General features: G+C 44.9%; 20 protein-coding genes. 15 read left to right on the forward strand and 5 right to left on the reverse strand.

Features of this window, described 5'->3' with window-relative positions; all coding sequences use genetic code 11:
* Both LUCIF_RS18215 and LUCIF_RS18220 read right to left on the reverse strand, forming a co-directional pair.
* Positions 1-1,348, reverse strand: a 1,348-nt coding sequence (locus tag LUCIF_RS18215; protein WP_207858025.1) for a fibronectin type III domain-containing protein, incomplete at its 3' end; no start/stop codon positions are given.
* 178 nt (positions 1,349-1,526) lie between these two features.
* Positions 1,527-2,891 carry an S-layer homology domain-containing protein gene (locus LUCIF_RS18220; RefSeq protein WP_165866057.1) on the reverse strand — a complete coding sequence of 455 codons (1,365 nt, stop codon included), beginning with the start codon at positions 2,889-2,891 and terminating at the stop codon, positions 1,527-1,529.
* A gap of 440 nt (positions 2,892-3,331) precedes the next feature.
* Between LUCIF_RS18220 and LUCIF_RS27385 the strand changes: the two genes are divergently transcribed.
* The gene (locus LUCIF_RS27385) at positions 3,332-3,517 is read left to right on the forward strand and encodes a helix-turn-helix transcriptional regulator (RefSeq protein WP_122629285.1); all 186 of its coding nucleotides are present in this window, start codon (positions 3,332-3,334) and stop codon (positions 3,515-3,517) included.
* A 286-nt stretch (positions 3,518-3,803) separates the two neighbouring features.
* On the opposite strand, the gene LUCIF_RS18230 is transcribed toward LUCIF_RS27385, so the two are convergent.
* Positions 3,804-4,175 (reverse strand): helix-turn-helix domain-containing protein, encoded by a 372-nt coding sequence (locus LUCIF_RS18230; protein WP_122629286.1) that lies wholly within the window; start codon positions 4,173-4,175, stop codon positions 3,804-3,806.
* A 290-nt stretch (positions 4,176-4,465) separates the two neighbouring features.
* Here LUCIF_RS18230 and LUCIF_RS18235 point away from each other — a divergent pair, with 290 nt between their 5' ends.
* The 6 genes from LUCIF_RS18235 (at position 4,466) to LUCIF_RS18260 (ending at position 11,122) form a co-directional block, all read left to right on the forward strand.
* Positions 4,466-4,738 carry a hypothetical protein gene (locus LUCIF_RS18235; RefSeq protein WP_122629287.1) on the forward strand — a complete coding sequence of 91 codons (273 nt, stop codon included), beginning with the start codon at positions 4,466-4,468 and terminating at the stop codon, positions 4,736-4,738.
* On the forward strand, positions 4,725-5,180 hold the full coding sequence (locus LUCIF_RS18240) for a hypothetical protein (RefSeq protein WP_122629288.1): 456 nt from the start codon (positions 4,725-4,727) through the stop codon (positions 5,178-5,180). The genes LUCIF_RS18235 and LUCIF_RS18240 overlap by 14 nt, the downstream gene beginning before the upstream one ends.
* Positions 5,181-5,414: 234 nt before the next feature.
* A complete protein-coding gene (locus LUCIF_RS18245; RefSeq protein ID WP_165866058.1) occupies positions 5,415-7,874 on the forward strand; it encodes an alpha-L-arabinofuranosidase family protein in 2,460 nt (819 codons plus the stop codon).
* A gap of 334 nt (positions 7,875-8,208) precedes the next feature.
* On the forward strand, positions 8,209-9,204 hold the full coding sequence (locus LUCIF_RS18250; RefSeq protein ID WP_122629290.1) for a right-handed parallel beta-helix repeat-containing protein: 996 nt from the start codon (positions 8,209-8,211) through the stop codon (positions 9,202-9,204).
* A 110-nt stretch (positions 9,205-9,314) separates the two neighbouring features.
* On the forward strand, positions 9,315-10,502 hold the full coding sequence (locus LUCIF_RS18255; RefSeq protein WP_122629291.1) for a right-handed parallel beta-helix repeat-containing protein: 1,188 nt from the start codon (positions 9,315-9,317) through the stop codon (positions 10,500-10,502).
* A 104-nt stretch (positions 10,503-10,606) separates the two neighbouring features.
* Positions 10,607-11,122, forward strand: a complete 516-nt coding sequence (locus tag LUCIF_RS18260) for an RNA polymerase sigma factor (protein WP_122629292.1) — start codon at positions 10,607-10,609, stop codon at positions 11,120-11,122.
* Positions 11,123-11,158: 36 nt separating this feature from the next.
* Here LUCIF_RS18260 and LUCIF_RS18265 read toward each other — a convergent pair whose 3' ends face one another.
* Positions 11,159-12,019: an AraC family transcriptional regulator gene (locus LUCIF_RS18265; RefSeq protein WP_207858027.1), complete on the reverse strand. Its 861-nt coding sequence runs from the start codon at positions 12,017-12,019 to the stop codon at positions 11,159-11,161.
* Positions 12,020-12,250: 231 nt separating this feature from the next.
* Here LUCIF_RS18265 and LUCIF_RS18275 point away from each other — a divergent pair, with 231 nt between their 5' ends.
* From LUCIF_RS18275 to LUCIF_RS18310, 8 genes are all read left to right on the forward strand, one after another.
* Positions 12,251-12,574, forward strand: coding sequence for a cupin domain-containing protein (locus LUCIF_RS18275; protein ID WP_122629295.1), 324 nt, complete (start codon positions 12,251-12,253; stop codon positions 12,572-12,574).
* A 274-nt stretch (positions 12,575-12,848) separates the two neighbouring features.
* Entirely contained in the window at positions 12,849-14,603 is a 1,755-nt protein-coding gene (locus LUCIF_RS18280; protein WP_207858030.1) for a sensor histidine kinase, read from the forward strand.
* Positions 14,578-16,194, forward strand: a complete 1,617-nt coding sequence (locus tag LUCIF_RS18285; RefSeq protein ID WP_122629297.1) for a response regulator — start codon at positions 14,578-14,580, stop codon at positions 16,192-16,194. Before LUCIF_RS18280 ends, LUCIF_RS18285 begins: the two co-directional genes overlap by 26 nt.
* A gap of 192 nt (positions 16,195-16,386) precedes the next feature.
* On the forward strand, positions 16,387-17,352 hold the full coding sequence (locus LUCIF_RS18290) for a carbohydrate ABC transporter permease (protein WP_207858032.1): 966 nt from the start codon (positions 16,387-16,389) through the stop codon (positions 17,350-17,352).
* Positions 17,349-18,179: a carbohydrate ABC transporter permease gene (locus LUCIF_RS18295; protein WP_122629298.1), complete on the forward strand. Its 831-nt coding sequence runs from the start codon at positions 17,349-17,351 to the stop codon at positions 18,177-18,179. The genes LUCIF_RS18290 and LUCIF_RS18295 overlap by 4 nt, the downstream gene beginning before the upstream one ends.
* Positions 18,180-18,210: 31 nt before the next feature.
* On the forward strand, positions 18,211-19,542 hold the full coding sequence (locus tag LUCIF_RS18300) for an ABC transporter substrate-binding protein (RefSeq protein WP_122629299.1): 1,332 nt from the start codon (positions 18,211-18,213) through the stop codon (positions 19,540-19,542).
* A 38-nt stretch (positions 19,543-19,580) separates the two neighbouring features.
* Complete coding sequence (locus tag LUCIF_RS18305; protein ID WP_122629300.1) at positions 19,581-20,744, forward strand: oligogalacturonate lyase family protein; 1,164 nt, start codon at positions 19,581-19,583, stop codon at positions 20,742-20,744.
* A 28-nt stretch (positions 20,745-20,772) separates the two neighbouring features.
* A complete protein-coding gene (locus LUCIF_RS18310; protein WP_122629301.1) occupies positions 20,773-21,888 on the forward strand; it encodes an ABC transporter ATP-binding protein in 1,116 nt (371 codons plus the stop codon).
* A gap of 145 nt (positions 21,889-22,033) precedes the next feature.
* Here the strand turns inward: LUCIF_RS18310 and htpG are convergent, their stop codons facing one another.
* Positions 22,034-24,004, reverse strand: a complete 1,971-nt coding sequence (htpG, locus tag LUCIF_RS18315) for a molecular chaperone HtpG (RefSeq protein ID WP_122629302.1) — start codon at positions 24,002-24,004, stop codon at positions 22,034-22,036.
* Between the last annotated feature and the right edge of the window lie 94 nt (positions 24,005-24,098).

The following is a 24,098-nucleotide window of genomic DNA, read 5'->3' on the forward strand; positions in this document are numbered from 1 at the left end:
TATCTTCCCCCAGAATCTGTTCGATCCACGCGGCCGTATGGCTGCCCGCCACAATGGCGCCATGTCCGTGGCGGAAATAGTTATTGAAAATCCAGGCATTTTGGCTAGCCGTTTCTTTTTGGCTGGCGGCGCCCAGACCGGCGGCAAAATTCATGCAGTCGTCGCCGGTGTCAAAAACGTTATTAAATACGGTCAGGCCGTTGCCGTGAATAAATTCAATTCCGTCGCCATTGTTGCACTGAAATGTTTTAAACATAACGCCGGCGACCGTAACGTTGTTGCAATGGATATTGACGACGGTGTGATTGGCGGGATTGACGGCGGTAAACCCCCCGTAATATACATTGTTTACACCTCTAAGGGTAATCAGATTGGACCTTCTGGGATAGGCCGACTTAAAAGTAAGGCCCGTATCCATCAATTTCATAACCTGGGCTTTAGCCAGAATGCCGATATTTAAAACATGGTTGGGATTCAGGCTGCCGTCTTTATTCGTGCTATTTTTAGCCGCTGCATACACCGGCAATTCCGGCTGCTGCGGGTCAACGCCGATTTGGCGCCAGCCGTTGCCGTCAATAGTTCCCGCGCCGATTATACGGATGTTAGCCAGACTGCCGTGGTCGGGTGCCTGGGCGTTAATCAGCGAATAGAAACGTTCGTCGGTGGAGTAGCTGTACAATAAATAATGATACGGATAATCATCTGGGTTTTCAGACCCCAGCAGGGTTGCGTCTTTGGCAATTTCTAAAGTCATATTGCTTTTTAACCAAATCGCGCCGGTTTTAAAGGTTCCTGCAGGTACCAGAACTTTGCCGCCGGCAGTACAGGCATTGATTGCCGCTTGAATGGCTTTCGTATTTAGGGTGGTCCCGTCGCCGACGGCGCCGTAGTCAACAATGTTAAATATCCGGGGGCTGGCTGTTGTCGATTGGATTACGCGGTTGCTGTCCGGCGATTCCCGGCCGTCCCGGTAAACGGCTCTTACTGTAAATGTGTAAGCCGTAGAGGGTTTCAGCCCTGTAACGGTGTAATTGTGCAGCGATATTTTTTGAGCCCTGCTATTGCTGCTGTCGGCGTAGAATTGGTCAATATAGGGCTTGGCCGGTGAGCCGGCGTTTTCATTGGCCGTGCCGATCCGTTTACCGTTTAAATAGATATTGTAATCTATAATCGAAGCATAGTCTGCCGCTTTTTCCCAGGTAAGGGTAATGCTTTTTTCGTCAAAGGCCAGGGCGGGAACTTTTAAATTCTGCGGTGGAAGCAGGGGGGCTGCGGAAGAGGTTTTAAAGGTGCCGCCCAGTGAGATCAGTATTACCGCCAGAATAACTACGAGCATCGTTTTGGGCATTCTTTATCACTCCTTTATTTTTCAGGATCCCAGCCGGACAGGACATTAAGAACGGTAAATTTTTTTGCCTTTTTGGCCAGGATCCATTTTCTTGTTGCGCTTGTGTGGAGAATAAACTAAAACCGCCGCATACGGCGGTCTTAGTTTATGGGACCGGAGACTGCTTTCGCCGGAGCCTTTAGAAGAAGAACTCCACCTGGGTGCGCAGCCATTTTTCGTGGACCGGATCCGAGCCATTAATATCTTTGGATTGCAACCAACGGGTCGACCAGAGAATATCCCTGGCGGGGACATATTTGTAAACGATTTGCCAGCCGCTGCGGCCAACTTTATTGTTTTTAATATCAAAAGTCGATTTTATATATGACTGCGCTTCAATTCTAACATAATCAAAGGAAGCCGACCAGGAACCGGGAACTGCTTTATTAATGGTTTTGTAGGTTAAATCTAAATTATAGCCGGTGTTATCGCTATCTCTGTCAGAGCGTGCATAATCGGCGCCAAAGGACCAATCTTTGGCAAATCTATTTTTAAAAGCCAGTTCATAAATATTGGTTGGTGTATAGGAAGAATTGGCAGAACAGGTATGCCAAAAACCGCCGTATAAATCAGTCGCTTTGCTAACCGGATATTTTAGGTTCACTTGCCAAAAGTTTATACCGTTATAATTCGTACCGGAATCGGCCGGATTAATGAAGGTATCGTTAATACCTCTGTCATCCTTCCAGCTTAAACCGGTGTCGTCATATATCGTCGACAAGTGATCGGGTTTAGCATACGTAACATTTACTTTTAATAGATTGCCAAAACTGTAAACAGCACCGGTATAATAGTCGTTCATAACCATACCGTTGATGGCGCCGCCCTTGTCCCTGCCGACTTTCAGTGTGCCGAAGCCCAGAGGACCATAAGCATACAGACGAGTGATATCGAACTTGCCATCTGTGTTTTCCTGGCCGCCTCGTGGCTGACCGTTCGCGTCTTTGGCGCCCGCCAGGCGGACTAATGTATTCCAATTGCCGCCCATTTTCGAAGTGCCTGTCAGTTCAAAATAGTAGGAAGTATCCCTGGCCATACTGCGGGAGTCTGTGGTGTAGTCCCCTTTTGCGTTCGTATGGTCGGTTTTGTGGTCATAGCGGATACGGACAGTACCGGTTACCTTGAAGTTGCCGATTTGATTTTGCATATCTTTTACCTGCGTTTCCAAGGCTTTTACGTGGACACCAAGGTTTATCAGCTCACTACGGAATTCCGCTTCCAATTTGTCAATTTCCCCTTTGTTTTGGGCATCCGCTTTTTCCCAATTGTACATTGCCTTTGCCGTTAACTCAGCCAGTTCATATCTGGTAGCGGGTTTATCACCGCGGAAGTCTCCGGTGCCATAACCGTCGATAAGACCGGCCTTTACCAGTTTTACGATGGATTGATAGGCCCAGTGGTTCGTTGGAACGGTAGCAAAAGGATTATTCTCCGCCGCTAAGGCGGCGCCGGTAATACTGAGGATGAATATAACCGTTAAAGTGAAAATCAGAGCCTTTTTCATATACTTCCTCCTCCTAAATATTACGCTCATCGGTTGTTTGAGCATCCGTGTTTCCTCAAATCCGTTTGCCACCTCCTTTTCCTGATTCAGCCCGCTTCGGCGTAAGAACGCTGGACTTTATCTATCGTTTATTGTAAATAGCCGGGAACGGACAGTGAATTAAATATATTGGGACGAGTATTTGATATTTTTAGATATTTCCAAAAATCAAAAATGCCTGAACAATATCCGATTATTGTTCAGGCATTTTTAGTTTTCGGGACTACCAGTTCTATTGGTGACGGTTGGATTTTTCAATTTCCGTGTCAACTTTTTTATTGTCAAGCAGGAATTTTTACAATTGCCTCAGAAGAACTATTGTTTTAATTACCATATATTGCATATTGACCCTTTAATTTACAGAATATACAATAATTTTACTGGCGGAATAGAGAGGGATAATGACATTGCGGATAAAGGAATTGAGACAAGCGAAGGATTTGTCTCAGAGAGAATTAGCGGAGTTAGCCGGAGTTCCGAAGAGCACCTTGGGTGAAATTGAATTATATTTGAGATTGCCTAGACCGGAGTATTTAAAAAGAATAGCCAGGGTTTTAGGAGTTTCCATTAACGACTTATGGAAGTGAGGCGGTTTCATGAGATATGAATATGGCGTTAATTAACCGGCCGAAAAGCCGGGTGTTCGGAATTTGCAGCTAAAAAAGTAAAGGAGTACAACGGCAAAATGTAATTATTAAATACAAAGGTGGGGTTCCCGTGTATCACGTATATGACTTTAACGGAGAAATTAAATGGTTGTTAACTAAAGATGGTGAATACTGGGTGGACCATTTATATCTCGTCGAGTTTTTGCAATTTATGGAAACACGGAAAACTTTATGCAAAGAAGAATGAATGTTTAATTTTCCTCAATTATTTTTTGTTTTCGCCCGCTAAAAGCTCAATCATTTTTTCTAATGTTTTTGGAGATATTCCGCTTTTTTTAGCCTTTTCACTTAACACAATGTAAGGAACATTATCGTCGGAAAAGATAAATTTGCGCGTTTCTTCCGGCATGTTAGGTAACAACTCTGTTGGCAATACCGCATCATCAATATAAAAATATTCTTCTTTCACTTTTAATCCCTGGCACAACCTTTCTACGGTTGCCGGCCGGGGATTTTTTTTGTTGTTTTCGATGTCCGAAAGAGTAGATTGACTAATTCCTGTCAATTCGACTACATCGAGCATACTGAGGCTTTTTGCCTTGCGAAGCTGTCGTAACTTATCGCCCTGAAATTTCATGTTCCACACTCCTAAAATAGCGATATAACTATCTTTTTTATTTCGCTAATAATATATTCATACCTTTTCGTAAATAGCGGTAATTCTAGGGAAATAAGTCAAATATGTATTGATTATATCGCTAGAAGTGATATAATCAAACCATGACGTAGCGGCTTCATATCGCTTAAAGTAATAAAAATGGACTGATACGTGTTTGTGCCAGGAGGTGAGCGGGTTAATATTCTTGGGCTGCGCGGGAATGTCTAGGCATGGTAGAGCATTTTTGCAAAGGAGGCGTTTGGGGAGAGATGACGAAAGGACAAGCTAAAACAATGCTGGTTGAAGTCATTGACAACAATACGGCTGATACGTGGTGGTACGATTTTGCACAGGAAGAAAAAGGGAACCGTCAAAAAAACGGGTTGAGAGTAAAATTAATTAGACTGACGCTGCTTGTATCACGTTTAATGCAGTCGGCGATAGAGGAACAGGGGCTGAAAAAACACAGTGCCATGAAAGATAGACCGGGTAAAGAAAAAGTTTGTAAAAGCACGGGGGGATGCACCAATGAACTTTATTAAAGAAGCTGAAAATATCTTATTGCATTATAATGACTTGCATAGAAGCCTGACTAATATAGAGAAACAGATCACTCAACTTGTTACTATTTCGCGGCCCAAGGAATTGTCGGCGATAACCCTGGAGGTAACAGGGATACCTGCCAAACGGGTTGATGAAACTCTTAATATTTTATATACATTACAGACTTTGCAAGAATGCAAGGAAAGAACGATAGGCGAGTTTGCCAAAATTAATAAAGTGCTGGAAGATATGGGCAAGGAAAAGGGCTGTGAACTATACGGCAAAGTATTAAGATCATGGTATATTGACAAACTGGCGAAAGAAGATATCGCTGAAATGATTGGCTATTCTACCAAACGGAGTGTGTATGATCTACGGGACAAGGCGATACGGAAATTTGCCGTGATGATGTTTGGGATCAAGGCGCTAGAGGTTTTATAATGGGGTCGGCCGTCTTTCTTATTTGCAAAAAAAGTATACGGACAAGCCCGAAAAACCGGTTTATAATGATAGTGTGAGTAAATGGCTAAAGGCCGCTTATCAGTTGATAGGCGGTTTTTTTGCAGCCATTTTTAAATTGGAGCCGGTATACAGGAAAAACAAAAGTTGATAACAAGAGTTCCTTGGCTATACCGGTTTCGAAAAAGCGATTCAAAAATTATGGAGGTGCTTCACATGGCGTGCAATCAAGAATTACCGGCTGCATTGGAATTAAAGATCGATGCAGAGCATCCGGGAATAAACATCAGTCCGAATCTGTATGGAATCTTTTTTGAAGATATTAACCATGCAGCGGATGGCGGGCTATATGCAGAATTAATTCGAAACCGTTCCTTTGAAGAGGCAACAATACCAAAGTACTGGTCCCTGTCACTGACGGGAACGGCTGAAGGCACGATAACCCTTGACAGTGATAATCCACTTAATAGTGCTCAGTCGAAAGCGCTCCGCGTTGATGTAACAACAGCAGATCCGGCTGGAAGCGTCAGCATAGCCAATGAAGGGTATTGGGGAATCAGAGTAACAGCAGGAAGCCAGTATTATTTATCATTTTTTGCTAAAGCCAGCAGTGAATTTACAGGAAAAATAACAGTCAGTCTGCAGAGTGCCGACGGACAAGCTGTTTATGGACAGACGGCAGTATCAGGTATAGGCACGGATTGGCAAAAATATACTACCACGATTGTTGCCAATGGAACGGATTCCAATGCAAGATTTGTTTTAGCGTTAAACACCGTAGGGTCAGTATGGTTTGATGTAGTTTCATTATTTCCGCCAACCTTTAATAACAGACCTAATGGACTTAGACAAGACCTTGCCACGATGGTCAAAGAGATGAAGCCTCGCTTTGTACGGTTCCCGGGAGGGTGCTTCGTTGAAGGGGATGTCATGGCGAATGCCTTCCGGTGGAAAAATACTATCGGTAAGATCGAGGCAAGACCGGGACATCAAAATCTTTGGGGGTATCGCACCACAGACGGTATGGGTTATCACGAATTCCTGCAATTCTGTGAAGACCTGGGGGCAGAACCGCTTTATGTAGTAAATATTGGCATAGCCCATAAAGATAACATATCTCTGGATGAACTGGATTCCTGGATACAGGATGTTCTCGACGCGATAGAATATGCCAATGGAGATGCTACGACACCCTATGGCGCGAAGAGAGCAGCCAACGGTCATGCTGCGCCTTTTCATCTTAAATATATTGAAATCGGTAATGAAAATAATCAATATGACAGCCAGGACAACCGCAGTAATCTCTATGGCGAGAGGTATATACGGTTTTATAAGGCGATAAAGGAAAAATATCCTGAAATATATACGATAGGCAATGTGGAAGCGTGGGGTACGGATACACCTTCCTGGCAGTATTCCTATCCGGTGGAAATCGTTGACGAGCACTATTACCGAAGTACCCAGTGGTTTATAAATAATGCGCACAAGTATGATAATTATGACAGAAAAGGTCCCAGAATTTATGTCGGAGAATATGCAGTTACTACAAATCTTGATTGCGGCAAGGGAAATCTGAACGCAGCGTTAGGCGAAGCAGTTTTCATGACAGGGATGGAAAGAAATTCGGATATAGTAAGAATGGCTTCTTATGCGCCGTTATTTGTTAACGCAAATGATAGAACCTGGAATCCGGATGCGATTGTTTTTAATAGCTCCAGAGTCTATGGTACCCCCTCGTATTATGTGCAAAAAATGTTCAGCAACAACATAGGTAATATATTTCTTCCCACGACACTAACCGGTTTTAACCGCATTGCTCCTGCAGCCAATAAAATTATTGGGAAAATAGGAATTGGAACCTATAACACCGCAGTAAAATATGATAGCGTTGTCGTTACGAATCAGAGTGATGATCGTATTCTACTATCGGACGATTTCCCGGCTAATGTAACGAATTGGAGCGTGAAAAGCGGTACATGGAGTCTGTCCTATAATGAAACGGATACGGCTTCAACACCGGGAATGATTGTTGCGGGCAGTAGTGACTGGAGTAATTATACACTGACCCTCAATGCGCAAAAAATCAGCGGCAAGGAAGGCATGATGATTTACTTTGGCTATATAGACGGCAACAATTTCTACGATTTAAACCTTGGCGGCTGGAACAATACACTGCATGCGATACAAAAAAATAACAATGGGAACACTGCCATTCTTACAAGCACTGCGGGAACAATCACTATCGGTCAGACCTATCAGATTAAAGTGGTGGTCTCCGGGGCTAATATCAAAGCCTACCTTGATGATGAATTATTATTTGACGTGACCGACTCATCGCCATTAAAGCCGGCCCAGCACGATCCACTCTATTATGTTACCAGTAAGGATACGGCCACAGGCGATATTATCATCAAAGCTGTAAATCCCAACGAGGAAGCGAAAAAAACGATGATAAACGTAGTGGGGAAAGTCAGGATTTTAAGCGGGACAGCAAGTGTGCTTACTTCAGATCGGGTTACCGATGAAAACTCGCTTGCCTGCCCCACGAAAGTAGTTCCGGTTGACAGCCAAATTGCAGGTGTAGGTGGAGCAACAAGATTCAACTATACATTTTCCCGGAATTCAGTAACTGTTTTGCGCTTGAAAACCCAAGTTCATGATGTAAGCACAAACTAAATGAAGGATAGGATTGACTGCCAGGGGCTGCCTCATTTTGAGACAAGCCCTTATTCTATTAGAAAGTAGTTTTTAGCCGATAACGGCAGAAGAATCGCCTTATCAACGCTCCGCCGTTACCACTTAACCTACGCTTATGAAAAGACGATCCTTCTGCTGGATGATAGCCGCCTAAAATGATTTTCAGACGGGTTTTTCCGTGCCCTGAGCCCTGCGCCAAGAGCCGAAAAACCGCGTTAGCAGTTTTTCTTAACGCCATTACCACAGACAGCCTGTTTTTTTGAACTCCCGCCCCTAGTGTGGAGCAATTAAAAATGTGAAAGGTTGTGTAACCATGTCTACTTATTCTGTTACTACTTATAGTGAGTTGAAAAATGCGGTGGCTTCCGCCGGATCGGGCGATACGATCAGTATTGGCGCTTCCATTTCCTGTTCGGCCCGAATCAAAATCAGCACGAGCGGGATTACTATGAAGGCCAAAAGCGGCGTAACGCCTGTCCTTGATTTTTCGGCAATATCAAGTACTACCGGCGATTCGGGCATCGGGATCTATGTAACCGGCAGTAACAATGCTTTTTCCGGGTTTATTGTTCAATATGCCGGCGATAATGGAATGAAAATTGAAGGGGCCAATAATACGGTGACGAACTGTATTTTCCGCTATAACGGCGATACGGGACTGCAGATTTCGAAATCTACGGCGAAAAGTAATACGATAAAGTATTGTGATTCCTACCGGAATTGTGATACCGCCACGGAGGGCGAAAATGCCGACGGCTTTGCCTGCAAATTGAGTGCGGGGGCAGGCAATCAGTTTATTGGCTGCCGTTCTTTTCAAAACTCCGATGACGGCTGGGACAGCTACAATATGAATAATGATGTCACCTATACCGACTGCATCACCTGGCATAACGGCGATGCAAGCATCACGAAGTATGCAGGCAACGGCAACGGGTTCAAGCTTGGGTCTTCAGGCAGTACGGGCGCGCGGACCATGACCCGCTGCATTGCCTGGGACACTCAGTATAGCGGCAAAAAAGGGTTTGACCAAAATAATGGTGTTGGCGCGGTCACTTTGGTCAACTGTTTATCCTTTGACAATGTGATCGGTTATCAGCTTGACGAGGCATCAAGTCTTACCATGACAAATTGCCGGGAATTCAACTGTGATTCGGATGAACTGCCTTCCGGGGTATCGGTTACGAAAATAACGGATACAAGCAAGCAGGCTTCCATACGGAACGCTGTTAAAACTGCCTGCAATAAAATTCTCTCGAACTGCGAAAATGATATTATCACCGGTGCGATTACGCTGGATATATGGGGCTAACGGCTTGACGGCAAGTCTCAACGGTCAGTGAAGTTTTCGCGCAGGGCGCGGGAGTTCAAAAAAAGTTAGGCTGTTGTGGTAAAGGCGTAACAAAAAAAGGAGTGTTAATTATGAGCGATGTATATGTGTCTACCTCAGGCAGTGCCGCCAATTCAGGGACTAAGGACAGTCCTCTTACTCTGACCGCGGCCATTACGGCGATTGCCGCCGGCGATACGATTTATATGCTGCCGGGAACCTATAGCTTTGACAGCCAGATTACGATTGAACGGGACAATTGCGGCGCCGCCGGCAGTTATAAAACAATTATGCCTTACGACGATACGGAAAAGGTTATTTTAGACTTCTCCTCACAAAGCTACGGCGATCCTTCGGAAGTAAGCAATCCGAGGGGCTTGCAAATTAACGGGAATTACTGGCATGTTAAAGGCCTTTATGTAACCGGGGCGGCCGATAACGGCATTTTTATCGGCGGCAGTTATAATAAAATAGAGCTTTGTGAGACCTATGCGAACAGGGACTCCGGTCTTCAACTGGGAAGATATGCTTCTACGGCTGCCCAAAGTGAATGGCCCGGTTATAATGAAATTCTGAACTGTACTTCCCATGATAATATGGACCCGGATAATGGCGAGGATGCGGATGGTTTTGCCTGTAAGCTTACTACCGGCGAAGGGAATGTGTTTAAAGGCTGTATTTCCTACAACAATGTTGACGACGGCTGGGATTTATATACCAAGACGGCTACGGGTGCTATTGGCGCAGTGACGATTGACGGCTGCGTCTCCTATAACAACGGCGCTACTTCCGACGGCACCTCCACCACCGACAGTGATGGCAACGGATTTAAATTAGGCGGGGACAAAATTGCTGTGAACCATATTGTGAAAGGATGTATTGCTTTTAATAATAAGAAACATGGATTTACTTATAACAGCAACCCGGGGTCGATTGCGTTAACGAATTGTACAAGCTATAATAACGGAACGAAGTCAGGCAGTAATTTTGCATTTGATAAAGGTACGCATGTATTTACCAATTTATTATCCTATGAAGCCAGTTCCAGTGATAAAATAAGCGGCACCGACGTAGACAATTCCAATGTATGGTGGAAAAATAAAGAGAGCGTAAACGCCAATGGACTGGTTTGCAATGATGCGGATTTTGTCAGTTTGACGCCGTCCGTAACCAGAAATGCGGATGGTTCCATTAATCTCGGGAGTTTTCTGGAGTTGGCCGGCAGCAGCGATTTGATCGGCGCGGGCACGCCCGGCGGCACGAATATCGGAGCCAGGTAGGGTTAACGGAATGGAGTCGTCCTAATCATTTGTTAGGGCGGCTCTTTTTATTTCAAAAGCCAATGAGTATACCTGAAACTTGAGTTAAACCGGGAGGCGATTGCATGAATGGGCAGAGAACCAAAACGGTTGAATCGATTTGTCAAAGTTTTAAGCCGTTAGTCAAAAAGTATGCCCGGATCTATCAGTCCGGCGTACCGGACGCCGAGGCGGAAGCCTGGCTGGTTTTGGTCCAGGCCGTGCATGAGTATGATTCCGGCAGGGGAGTGCCGCTTGCCGGCTATCTTAATAGCAGGGTTAAATATGGTTTATTAACGCTTTGGCGGCAAAATCAAAAAAGACAGCAACACGAATTTTCTATCGATAATGGATTGTTATACAATTTGCCGGCCGGCAATAATCCGCAGACGGAGGTGGAGCAGATACAGCGGCTGGAAAGCCTTGAAGCGGCGGTTGGTCAATTGCCGCCCCGGCAGCGGTTAATCATTGTTTACAATGTTATGGACAGGTATAAATTGTCCTATATGGCCGATGTTTTGGGCATAAGCGCCGCGGCGGTGCACCGGCTCAAAGCAAGAGCGTTGGCGCGTCTAAAAACGAGCCTGCGGGAATGGGTTTAAAGAGTGGGAGAACCTGATGATATTCGGGAGAAACATTTAATTGGAATCGAGCAAGCGGTATTGCGCCGGCGTCATGCCAAATTTACGCTTAAATAATTTGCAAAAGTAGGAAATATTGGTGATACCTATGCTATAACTAATTTCCTGTATGGGAAGGGAAGTTGTTTTGAGCAGCATACAGGCTTCTCTCAGCCGGCGGAAGATTAAATATTCAGTAATACTGCCGCCGGTGGCTTTTTTGAACAGGTGAGAGACATGATAGGTTGACAGGTGTAACTGTTGGGCCAGTTCCGGCAAATTGAATTCTTCCCGGAAATGCGAGTTGATCCACTGGATAATTTCTTCCGCATACGATATATGGCGGCTTAAGGCCGACTGTCCCGTCTGTTTGCACTGATCCCAGCGGCGTTCAATAAAGCGGAAAAAGGTGGCGGCGAACAGGGCAAAGTCTTCCGGGCCGCTGGCATTGCTATTTTGCTGGCGGGAATATAACTCAAAGAGCGTTTCCAGCTCGGGCGGGGAATCCGGGATGGATAAAAGCTGGTGCTCCAACTGTCCTTGCCACAAATAACGAAAAAATCGCTGTAAGGAACCAAATCCGCTTAGATAATGATCTATCAGGTAGGGATCAAACAAAAATTTCGAGCGGACGTAATGATTTTTGGCAGCGAAGTCTGCTTTTACCCGGTGAATTTGAAAGGGCTGAAAATACATTAGCGTTCCGGGGCCATATTGGTAAATGGATTGACCGATCGTTGCCTGGCCGGTTCCCTGGTGTACGAAAATAAATTCCATACCGGGATGGGCGTGGCATTTATCCCAGCGCTCGGCTTTAGTTGTACAGTGGCGGTGAATTACCTGATAGGGATATTCCGCCAGGTCAAAAGTGAAGTCCATGTGGCTATACATGTATATCTTCCTCTCCTGAGCCTGCTTAAAAAGCGCGGCTGGTATCTGCATCTTTTTAAGCAGGCTCCTTCTAATTGCAACCGCATAGAGCAATTGAATACTATTTTTTCGCAACAGGCTGGCAAGACAAAAAAGGGAGTTTTTGGATATGCTTATTACAAGACATTTACCGATATGGACGCAGTGCGAATGTCTAAATTGAAATAGGGGGAGATTTTTATGCCCGAAACAAATAGGGGAGATTATGTACAGCTGGATGAAAAATCACAGCGCAGGGTATTGACCTACGGTGACCGGCTGATGCTGGTGGAATTCCGCTTTAAGAAAGGCGGCGTAGGGCAGCCTCATAAACATGAAGAACATGAGCAGGCCGGCTACGTCGCTCAAGGCAGTTTTGAACTGGTTCTGGGCAGCGAAAAAAAGATTGTCGGGCAGGGAGATATTTACTATGCCCCGAAAAATACAATGCATGGTGTGGTTGCCTTAGAAGACGATTCAGTTATCATTGATTCGTTTACCCCGATACGTACGGACTTTTTGTAATTGACAGATACCGCTCAAACGGAGGAGGAAACGTACGGCTCAAGCAGCTCTGCGTGGGAGCCTCCTCCGTTTTGTTATGGAATCAGCCAAGGCTGGCATACTTCCTTTATTTTTGATTATATCAGAAAATTATGTTAAAAAAATATCGATTTTGTAGTAAAATGGTTCTGTAGGGAGAAAATGTAATTCTAAGGGGTACATTTTGAAAACGCTGCATCGATGGCTAAAAGAAAGGTTTAAGCAATATTTCCTTTTCTCGTTTAAATCTACCATATTGAGTCTTTATATACCAATTATTATTTTTTTTATCATGATTATCGGCATGGCGTCGTATTTATTTGCGGCGGAACAAATAACGGAAAATGCCTACCGGAATATCAGTAATGCCGTGTCTCAGACAGGTAATTATCTGGATAACCGTTTATCCGATGCCTTGGAACAAATGGTTGCTTTATCCAATGACCCGGATATTTTGACAATTGTTATCAAGGACTACGGAAAGATCGGTCCGGAAGACTATATCAGGGTACACCGCCATATTGTCTGGATTCAGTCCTTTTATAAATCCTTGATTGATTCGATTTACATTAATTTTTACTCCGGTAAATTTGTCCTTTCCCGTAATATGGACTCCTATCATTTACCGGATATCTCTTACCGGGAATATCGTAAGCTGTATCAGGGAAATCCTTATGATATTTATTGGCAGAATATTCATAATGATCAGTGGGAGGATCGGCGGCATATTATAAGAATGTTCAAATTGTTCGGCAAGGAACATGCTAAGACGAGCGGCATAATTGTATTTAATTTTCGGTGTGATTTTTTTGCCAAAGTTCTGAAGAACTCGGCACCCAGTAAAAATGGTTATTTATTATTGGTCAGTCGTGACGGGCCGATGATTTTTAAGAAGGTTGACAGTCAGTATACAATTACCCCGGAAGTTTTGGCCTATTTGCAAAATACGGCAAACCGGGAGGGAAAGCTGGAGTTTCAAAAACCGCAGGGCGAAAAAATGATCGTCATTTACAATACATTGCAGACGAACCAATGGAAAATTGCCGCTGTGTTTCCCCGGCGGGAAATTCTCGCTAACGTGGTCTATATAAAATTTATAACCGTTACCGTAATGATTTTGCTGATTTTAGTTGCCATCATGCTATCCAATGTTTTGGCCGGTTATATTACCAAGCCAATCTCGGTTCTGGTAGAAAATATGAAACGCATCCAGGGGGGAAACTTACATTTTGTTTCCCATATTCACCCGTTGAATGAAGTGGGTGTTTTAAACCAGGGGGTGGAAGATTTAGTAGGCAGGATAAAAATTTTACTGGACCGGATTAATAAAGAACAGGAAATAAAGCGGCAGTTAGAGTTTTCCATCATGCAGACTCAAATTCATCCGCATTTTTTATATAATACGCTGTATTCGATCAAGGGATTGTGCGATATGAACCTGACCGCCGAGGCCAGCGCGATGGTCACCGCGTTAGCCAATTTTTTCCGGATCAGTGTCAGCCGGGGAAATGAGATTATTACGGTGGAGGAAGAAGTGGATCATATCCGCAATTACCTGTTTATTCAGGAAATGCGCTATGGCGATAATTTTTCTTATGAAATTCAGGTGGAGCCGGTTGTTTTATCCTGTAAGATTATTAAATTAACCTTGCAGCCGCTGGTGGAAAATGCGATTTATCACGGGGTAAAGCAAAAGCGCGGTATCGGCCGGATCCAGGTCAAAGGCTATTTGGAAGGCCGCTTTTTGTGTTTTGAAATACGGGATAACGGAATCGGCATGACGGAAGAGCGGCTCCGGGAAGTTAGACAAGCATTGACAGCAAGTGGCGCGGGAATGCAGACGCTGGGAGTGGGGGTTCGCAGTACCCATGAACGGTTGCAGCTTCATTACGGACCGGCAGCCGGACTGGAAATCGAAAGTGAATTACACCAGGGAACTGTGGTAAAAGTCAAGATTCCTTTACATACAGGAGAGGGTGAGCAAAATGTACAAAGTGGCGATTGTGGATGATGACCGTATTATTCGCAAGGGACTGGCCAGTACGATTCCGTGGGAGGAAAATGGCTACTGTCTCGTCGGCGAAGCCGCCGACGGCGAAGAAGGAATCAGGCTGATTGAAAAATTTTGTCCCCAGGTTGTAATATCGGATATAAAAATGCCCTTTATGGACGGGCTGGAAATGGGGCGTATGGCCAAAAATAAATATCCGGATATAAAAATCATTTTATTGACCGGTTATGATGATTTTGCTTATGCTCAGGAGGCGATCAAGTTACGGGCCTTTGATTATTTGTTGAAGCCGGTAGATAAGGAAAAACTCCTGGAAAAGGTCAGAATCGCTTCGGCTGAGTGGGAACAGGAAAAAAAGATAAAGGAAAAAATGAATGAGGGAATGCCTTTTTTTAAGCATGTGTTTCTTAAGAAACTGCTGTCCCGGCAGTTTTCGCCGGCAGAATTGCGGCAGGAGGCGGCTTCTTTGGGAATTGCTTTAAGCGGAGAATATTTTGCGGTTTTATTGGTCAAATTGGACAGCTATTTGGCCATGCCAGGAATTGCAGCCAAGACGGCAGAAAAAGAATTTCTTAAACAAAGTGTATTGTCGGTTTGTCAAAAGGTTTTGACTGACAGCAGCCTCCCGGACTGCGCTTTTGAATTACCCGGGGATGAGCTTGTGATGTTGTGCGCCGGCAATGCGGCAGCCGGTGAGTCGGAGGAAGGCGCAAGATGTTTGGCGGAGCAGGTTCGGGCCGCGGTTAAGGAATTTTTGCAGGAAACGGTGACCATTACTTATGGGAAAGGGCATAGAGGAATTGCCGGTATTGCCGTCTCTTATCAGGAGGCGAATCTGGCGATGAGTTTTCGTCATTTTGTCGGCAAGGACAAAGTGTTTTCCGTTTTAGAGCTGCCTTCTTTTACAAATCATAACAGTGTTTCGTTTGCTTCCCGGGAAAGGGAACTCATCCAAACGGTGAAACTGGGTTCAAAAAAAGAGGCGCTGGCTGTTTTACAGAATTTAAAAACCGAGATATTACACTGTCCAAGAATTTCACTCGAGGAAGTGCGTTTTTTTACGGTACAGATGATTTTTGTGTTGTTTCAGGGGGTACAAGAACTGGTGCCGGATTGGATAGTGTCGCAGCGGGAAAATGTATGCGGCTATTATAATACGATTCATCGTCTGCAAACCATTGAGGAAATTGTGAATTTGGCGGAGACAATTGTAAGCGGTTTGGCGGATTTCATCATCCGGCAGCGGGAGGAGCAGCGCTGTCCGGCAGTAGTGGAAGCAATGCGGTATATTACCCAAAATTATAATAAAAAAGGGCTGTCCCTGCAGGATATTGCCCAGCATGTTCATATGAATCCCTTTTATATAAGCGCCTTGTTTAAACAGGAAAAAAATATTACCTTCTCAGAATACTTATTACAGACAAGAATGAAAAAAGCGATGGAACTTTTGCGGTGCCATAATATGAAAGCCTACGAAGTCGCAGAATGTGTAGGGTATGGAAACCCGGAATATTTTAGCGTATGTTTCAAGAAATACACGGGAGTATCTCCCGTAGATTTTAAAAAAGGAGCCAACAGTAAAGATGGGTAATACCTATCTGCAATTTTATGCAGAATCGGAATGTCGTCCCTTTGGCAGGCAATAGGAAGCCGCTAAAGGGACTTTTATTATGCTTTGGAAAAGAAACTAAAAATTTCAAAGAATCAGCTTAATATGTTTAATTCACAAAGAAGCCGGACTTTTTTAAAATATAAAAAAAGGATACAATACGGGGTGATTTATGTGCCAGTTCCGATGCAAGAAAAAATCAAACTGTTCAGAGTAAGGGTAAACGGCAAATTTGCCGGACCGTACCGAACGGAAGTTGATTATGAAAGATGGGTGCCTTATTTATTCATTTTACCGGCTATACTGCTGATTGCCGGATTTTGGTTTTATCCCCTGCTTAACGTCTTTTATTACAGTCTGCAGAATTATAATGCCAATACTCCATTTTACAACGGCTATGCAGGATTAGGAAACTTTAAGACCATTTTTACGAAGGATCCGCAGTTTTTTCCGAGCTTGCTGATTTCTTTGAAGTGGGTTAGCGCGCAGGTTTCGCTGCAGGTATTTTTAGGGCTCGGTATAGCCCTCCTGTTAAACCAGCAATTTAAAGGACGCGCTTTTTTCCGGTCCGCAGCGTTTATGCCGTGGGCCATCTCGGGCGTCCTCACCTCGGTAATGTGGTCTTTAATGTACAACGAACATATCGGAGTGATCAATGACTTATTCTTAAAGCTGGGACTGATTGATCATAAGCATGCCTGGGTTTCCGAACTGAATACGGTTTTTAGTTCGGTCGTAGCAGCCGATTTATGGCGGGGCATTCCGTTTTTTGCGATTACTCTATTGTCGGCACTGCAAAGCATACCGGAAGAACTGTATGAAGCGGCGAAAGTTGACGGAGCCGGCCGCCTGAAAATATTTTTGTATGTGACATTGCCGTATTTAAAAAACACACTGGTATTAACTACTTTGCTACGGTGCGTATGGGAGTATAACAATGTGGATTTGATCTACAATCTTACCGGCGGCGGTCCGGCGCATCATACTACGACGCTGACCATGTATGTCGCCCAGCTGGCGATTCGGGAAAATAACTTTGGCTATGGTTCGGCCATAACTGTAATTTCCTTTGTTATTTTACTTTTGTTTGCCATGACCTATCTAAAAATTAACCGGCTGGAAAAGGGGGCGGAAGGATGAAAAATAAAATTCTCGATAAAACCTTTACGTTATATTTACCGTTATTGGTAACGATGATTTTTATTTTATTTCCGTTTTATTGGACGATTAATACGGCATTCAAAACGGCAGGGGATATTGTCAGGACGCCGGTAGATTATATACCGCAGAAAATAACCTTGGATAATTTCATAAATGCCTGGAACAATGTCGGGTTTTCCATGTATTTGAAAAATAGTTTGTTTTTGGCGGCCTGCACAGTCATTTCCGTAGTTTTTTGCGCTACCCTGGTTGGGTACGCACTAAGCCGGTACCGGTTCAGAGGCAAACGTTTTTTCCTGCTGCTGTTATTGTGTACGCAATTTGTACCCGGTGCCATGCTGCTGATTCCTTTATTTATTATTTTTAAAAATCTCGGGCTTACCAGCAGTCCCCTGTCATTAATTCTTGTTTACACCACCTTTCAGATCCCGTTTAATTCGATTCTTATGAACGGATTTATTTCCAATGTGCCCAGGCAGTTGGAAGAAGCGGCAATGGTTGACGGCTGTAACCGGTTACAGGCAATTTACCATGTGATTTTCCCCCTGCTGCTGCCGGGGATTGTGGCAACCGGCGTGTTCACCTTTATTTATGCCTGGAATGAATTTTTATATGTCTTTATGTTTATGAACAAGCATACGAACTTTACGCTTTCCATCGGCTTAAGTTATATGATGGGTGAATTTAATATTGATTACGGAGCGCTTGCGGCAGGCAGTGTCATTGCGCTGATTCCGGCTATTACCCTGTTCGCTTATATTCAGCGATATCTGGTAAACGGCCTGGGCGGCGCGGTGAAAGGATAAATAACTGTATATTACAGAAGGGGTGGAGAATATGTATAAGAAACTGGCTGCATTAGGTTTGATTCTTGGTCTTAGCGTCAGCCTGATCCTTGCCGGATGCGGTCAAAGAACGAGCACGGACGGGCAGAAAAAAGCGGAAGACGGAAAGGTTAATATCGTATTTTGGGATGAGAACGCCGGTCCGGACCGCACACCGTATTACCAGGAACTGATTAAAAAGTTTGAAGCGGAAAATCCGGCAATTCATGTAGAATATGTCGGTCTGCCGAAAAATTCGGCCAAACAGAAAATGGATGCCGCGATTGCCGCGAATGACATGCCGGATGTGTCGGCAACCCAGACCAGCTGGCTGGGCGATTTTGTAGCGCGGGGCGCCCTGCTTGATTTGGAGCCGTTTTTTGCAAAATGGGCGGAAAAGGATAAAATCAATCCCAAAGTGATTCAATCAGCCCGGGATATGGTGCCCGATAAAAAATTGTATCAGATTCCCAATACGATGAATATGGAAATTCTGTGGTACCGGCCCGACCGGTTTCAAGAGAAAGGGGTGAAGCCGCCGGAGACCTGGGATGAGTTTTTCGCCGCCGTAGCCCAAATGACGGACAAGGACAAGAACCAGTACGGATTCAGCATCCGCGGCGGCGACGGGGCTTCCTTCCAGTTGCAAAGGATGATGTACGCTTATTCGGGATTGCCCTTTTTTGATGACAACGGCAAGTGTACGATTAATGATCCCAGGCATGTGGAGTTTCTGAAAAAGTATTTGGGCCTTTATAAAACGTATACACCGGTTAGTGATGTAACCAATGGCTACAAGGAAATGGTCGCCGGTTTCGATTCCGGGGCGGTAAATATGATTCAGCACAATATCGGCTCCTACTCGGAACATCATAAGGCGTTAAAGGCGGATCAGTATGCGCCGCTGCCGCTGCCGAAGACCGCCGACGGCAGATATATGCAGGAGGCAGGCAATTCAATTGGCTATAGTATTTATAAAACAACCAAACATCCGGCGGAAGCGTGGAAATTGGTAAGCTTTTTCTGCTCAGCATCCAGTCAGAGTTATTGGAATGGACACATCGGCCAAATACCTACCAACATGGATTCTTTAAAAGAGCCGTGGACGCAGGACAAACCGCATTTGCAACTGGCTCTGCGCTTGATGTCCGACCCTAAGTTTACTTATTATAATCCGCCGCTTTATTTGCCGGATTACCGTTCCATATTGGATCAAATTGTTGACCCTGGCGTGCAGTCTGTAATGACCGGCAAGATTACAATGGAACGATTTTTAAATCAATGGGCCGCCGCGATCAATACTTCAAAAGAAAAATATGATACGTATGTTGCCGGTAAAAAGTAATGTTTTACTGAATCCGGCTTCAGGAGAGGAGCAGCAGCGTGATAGGAAAAGAATATCCGGCGGAAAGAAAAAGAGTGATGGATGAGCAGACCGGAAGGCCGGTATGGCAGCTAACGGCAGGCGATTCCAACAATTATCATTTCTACTTTACCGATAATTCGTTTACTTTGGGTGATCAGGAGATCTACTTTCTTTCCGACCGGGCGTCGAACAAACCGGAAGTTTACAATTTATTTAAAATGGATTTGGCTACCGGCAAAATGTGGCAGCTAACCGATGAGAAAAACGGAATAAAGCCAAGCGGACATACTAAAACGCCGGATAGTGAAATCGTCGTATATGTAACGGGGAATGTCATTAAAAAGCTGCATACCCAAACGATGACAACAAGCGTTATTTATGAAGAAACGAACGGAGTTCATCTGGGGCATCCTTTTATTGCCCCGAACAAAAAATATATCGGTGTGGCCAGAAATGAAAATCCCGGCCTCTATCATGGTGAAAATTACAATGGTTTCAAGGAGCAGATGTTCGCTATTAAAAAAGGCTGGATTACCATCATTTATCTGGATGGTTCCCAGGCGGTCACGATTCATGAAAGTCCGCACTGGCTGGGGCACTTCCAGTTTTCACCGGCCGACAGCACCTTAGCCATGTTTTGTCATGAAGGCCCCTGGCATTTGGTGAACCAGCGAATCTGGCTGCTTGACCTGGTGAGCCGCCGCGTTGTCCCTTGTTTCCGGCAAGAAGAGGATGACTGTGTCGGCCATGAGTTTTGGACCGGAGATGGTAAAATCTTTTTTGATAACCGGCGCCGGGGACATGACGGCACCATTACGTCCCATAAATCGCAGGCAATTTTGCAGGAGATTCAGTCCGGCCAGCCGCCTTACATTGGCTTGGCCGACTGTAACGGCCAGGTACTGAACACGACTCCTATGCCCTATTATTGCAACCATTATCACGCCAATCAGGACAATACCGTGTTGGTTGGCGATCAGGCGGAAGACCTGGTGCTGATTCAACTGCAAGACGGAATAGCGAAAATTAAAACATTATGTGCACACAACACTTCGTGGCGGACCCAGCAGAGTCATTGCCATCCAACCTTTAGCTGGGATAATGAAAAAATATTATTTGTGTCGGACCGGGATGGAACCAATCATCTCTATATGCTGGAAGCGCAAGACGGCAATTTATAATTTAGCACCAGGAAAGGCAGGGAAAACAGTGTCGGAGGTAAGATTAAACAACATTTGGAAACGCTATGGAGCCAATGCGGTAGTGCAGGATGTGAATCTGGAAATTCATGATAAAGAATTTCTCGTGCTGGTTGGTCCGTCGGGCTGCGGTAAATCCACCACTTTGCGCATGATTGCCGGCCTGGAGGAAATCACTGCCGGGGATATCTATATCGGCAGCGAGCGGGTTAACGGCACGGCACCGAAAGAACGGGACATCGCCATGGTTTTTCAGAATTATGCGTTATATCCGCATATGAATGTTTATGAAAATATGGCCTTTGGCTTAAAAATGCGCAAAGCGAAAAAAGAGGCTATTGAAAAACGGGTCAATGAGGCGGCGCGGATTTTGGATTTGGAGCATTTGTTGACCCGTAAACCAAAGGACTTATCGGGCGGACAGCGGCAGCGGGTGGCCTTGGGCCGGGCTATTGTGCGGGAGCCGAAGGTTTTTTTGATGGATGAACCGCTTTCGAATCTGGATGCTAAACTGCGGGTGCAAATGCGGACGGAAATCAGCAAACTGCAAAAGCGTCTACAGGCAACATTTATTTATGTGACCCATGACCAGGTCGAAGCGATGACCATGGGCGACCGGCTGGTCGTAATGCGGGACGGGATTATTCAGCAAATCGCGACGCCGTCGGAAATCTATAACCGGCCGAAAAACCTTTTTGTAGCTGGGTTCATTGGTTCGCCGGCCATGAATTTTATCCAAGGGACGCTGCAAGAAAGAAATGATGACGTGTTTTTTCTTGCCGGCGGCTTTGAAGGAAAATTGGTAGAACAACAGGCGGGTAAAATGCGTCAGCTCGGTTACCTTAGCCGGGAAGTGGTAATGGGGATTCGGCCGGAAGACATCGACAGCCGTTCTTCCTTGCCACCGGCCGGGGAAGCAAGCACCTTGCAAGTTTGTGTGGAAGTTCAGGAATATACAGGTTCGGAAGCATATCTCCATTGCAGCGGGGTTGGTGAAAAAATGCTTACGATCCGGGGCGGCAGGGATACTCAAGTCCGAAGAGGGGATACGGCTGTATTTGCGGTGAACATGGACAAAGTGCATGTTTTTGACATACATACCGGGCAAAATGTATTGTTGGCTTAATAAGAAAAACGGGTTATTACGAAACAGGCTATACGGTCGCCGTAGACGGCGGCTGGCTGGCACGGTAAACAAGAAGGAAGGCGGGCAGGAGCCCGGAAAAGGAACAAAACCTTGAATCAGGACTGATTCAAGGTTTTGCTGCAGTTTATTTTGTTTCCTGCTGGTTATGGGCCATTAATCCGGCGATTTTATTGGCAAAGCTCACCGGATCGTCAGGGAGGAGACCTTCAATTAACAATGCCTGGGCGTATAGCAAATCGCAATAATCGTTGAAGGCTTCTGAACCAGGCGCGGTTGCGTGTAAATTCTTTAATACATTGAAAACTTCATGCTGGGGATTCAGTTCCAGGATACGGCTGGCTTTAAACATCGTATTATTCATTTCCGCCAGGATTTGTTCCATGGAAAGACTAATGCCATTGTCACCGCTGACAAGACAAACTGCACTTGATTTCAATCGGTTACTGATTTTAACATCGGCAATTTTGCCGTTTAAATGCTCTTTAATGGCCTTGATAAGGGATTCATTTTCTTTGTAGATTGCTTCTGTATCCTTTTTTTCCTCAGCAGCGCCGATATCGTCCAAATTTAAATCGCCGCGGCTGACGGACTGGAATTTTTTCTCTTTATATTCCCCCAGGGCATCAATGGCAAACTCGTCAACCCGGTCGAGAAGATAGAGAACTTCCAGTCCTTTTTCCCGCAGAAGTTCCATCTGCGGCAGCCGTTCGGCAGTAGCACGGTCCTTGCCGGTGGCATAATAAATGACTTTTTGGTTTTCCGGCATGCGTTTTATGTATTCATCCAGGGTGGTCAAGCCATCACTGGCATTCGACGAAGGGAAGAGCAATAAATCTTTCAGTTTATCCCGGCTGCTAAAATCGGTATAGACGCCGATTTTTATGGCTTTGCCGAACTCCTGCCAAAACTTTTCATATTTGGCACGGTCTTTGGACAGTGTGTTTTCCAGCGTTTTTAAGATGCTTTTTTCCAGGTTTTTACCGATTAATTTCAATTGTTTGCTGTGCTGAAGAAGTTCCCGGGAGATATTAAGGGAAAAATCCGGAGAATCGACTAAGCCGCGAACGAACCGCAGGTATTCCGGGAGCAGGTCCTTACAGTTATCCATAACAAAGACGTGTTTGGAATAAAGCTGTACTCCCGTTGACGCCTCCCGGTCGTAGAAATCAAAGGGCGCCCGGGACGGAATAAACAATAACGTTGTGTATTCCACAGCACCTTCCACTTTGGAATGAATAATTTCCATCGGGTCATCCCAATCGTGAAACAGGTTTTTGTAAAACTGGTAATATTCTTCTTGTTTGATTTCATTTTTATTGCGGGTCCATAAGGGAGTCATGGAATTTAACGTGCGGACTTCCTCCGTCCGGGTTGCCGGCGCATCCTCCATCACGTTGCCGTCCGCATCCAACGGTTTTTCTTCTTTGATAAAGGTCATTTTAATGGGGTAGCGGATATAGTCGGAGTATTTTTTGACTAAATTTTGCAGCGTATAAAGATTGAGAAAATTTTCTTCAGGATGGTCGGAAGTGTGGAATTCTTCGCTGAGAGTTAGGGTAATGGCAGTACCCCGTTTGTCTTTCTCTACTTCTTCAATCGTATACGTTCCGTCACCGGTGGATTCCCATTTAACACCCTTGGATTGACCGGGAGCACGGGTAATTAAGGTAACTTTTTCCGCGACCATGAAAGCGGAGTAGAAACCGACCCCGAATTGACCGATTAGTTCATTATCCGTGGCGCTTTCTTTTTCCTTTAGTTTTTCGAGAAAAGCCCTGGTTCCCGATTTGGCGATAGTGCCGATGTTGTCAATGACTTCGTCATAAGTCATCCCCATACCGTTGTCCGAAATTGTAAAAGTATGGGTGGCTTCATCAGGACGGATGAAAATTTCATAATTGGAATCTTCTTGCGCCAAGTCATGGTTGGTTAATGCTTCAAAGCGAAGCTTATCAATAGCGTCGGAAGCATTGGAAATGAGTTCCCGCAAGAAAATTTCCCGGTTGGTGTAAATTGAGTGAACCATCAGGTCCAGCAGCTGTTTGGTTTCTGCTTGAAATTCCCGGGTTTCCCGGGCAAGTGTTTCGTGACTCATACGTACAGGCTCCTTTATCAGTAATTTTATAAAAATTCACGTTGTTAGCACTCATATCGTTTGAGTGCTAATCCTACTTATTATGATAGCTTGA

The organism is Allolucifera butyrica, assembly GCF_900476375.1.
In the GTDB taxonomy this organism is placed as follows: Bacteria; Bacillota; Negativicutes; order Sporomusales; family UPPP01; genus Lucifera; species Lucifera butyrica.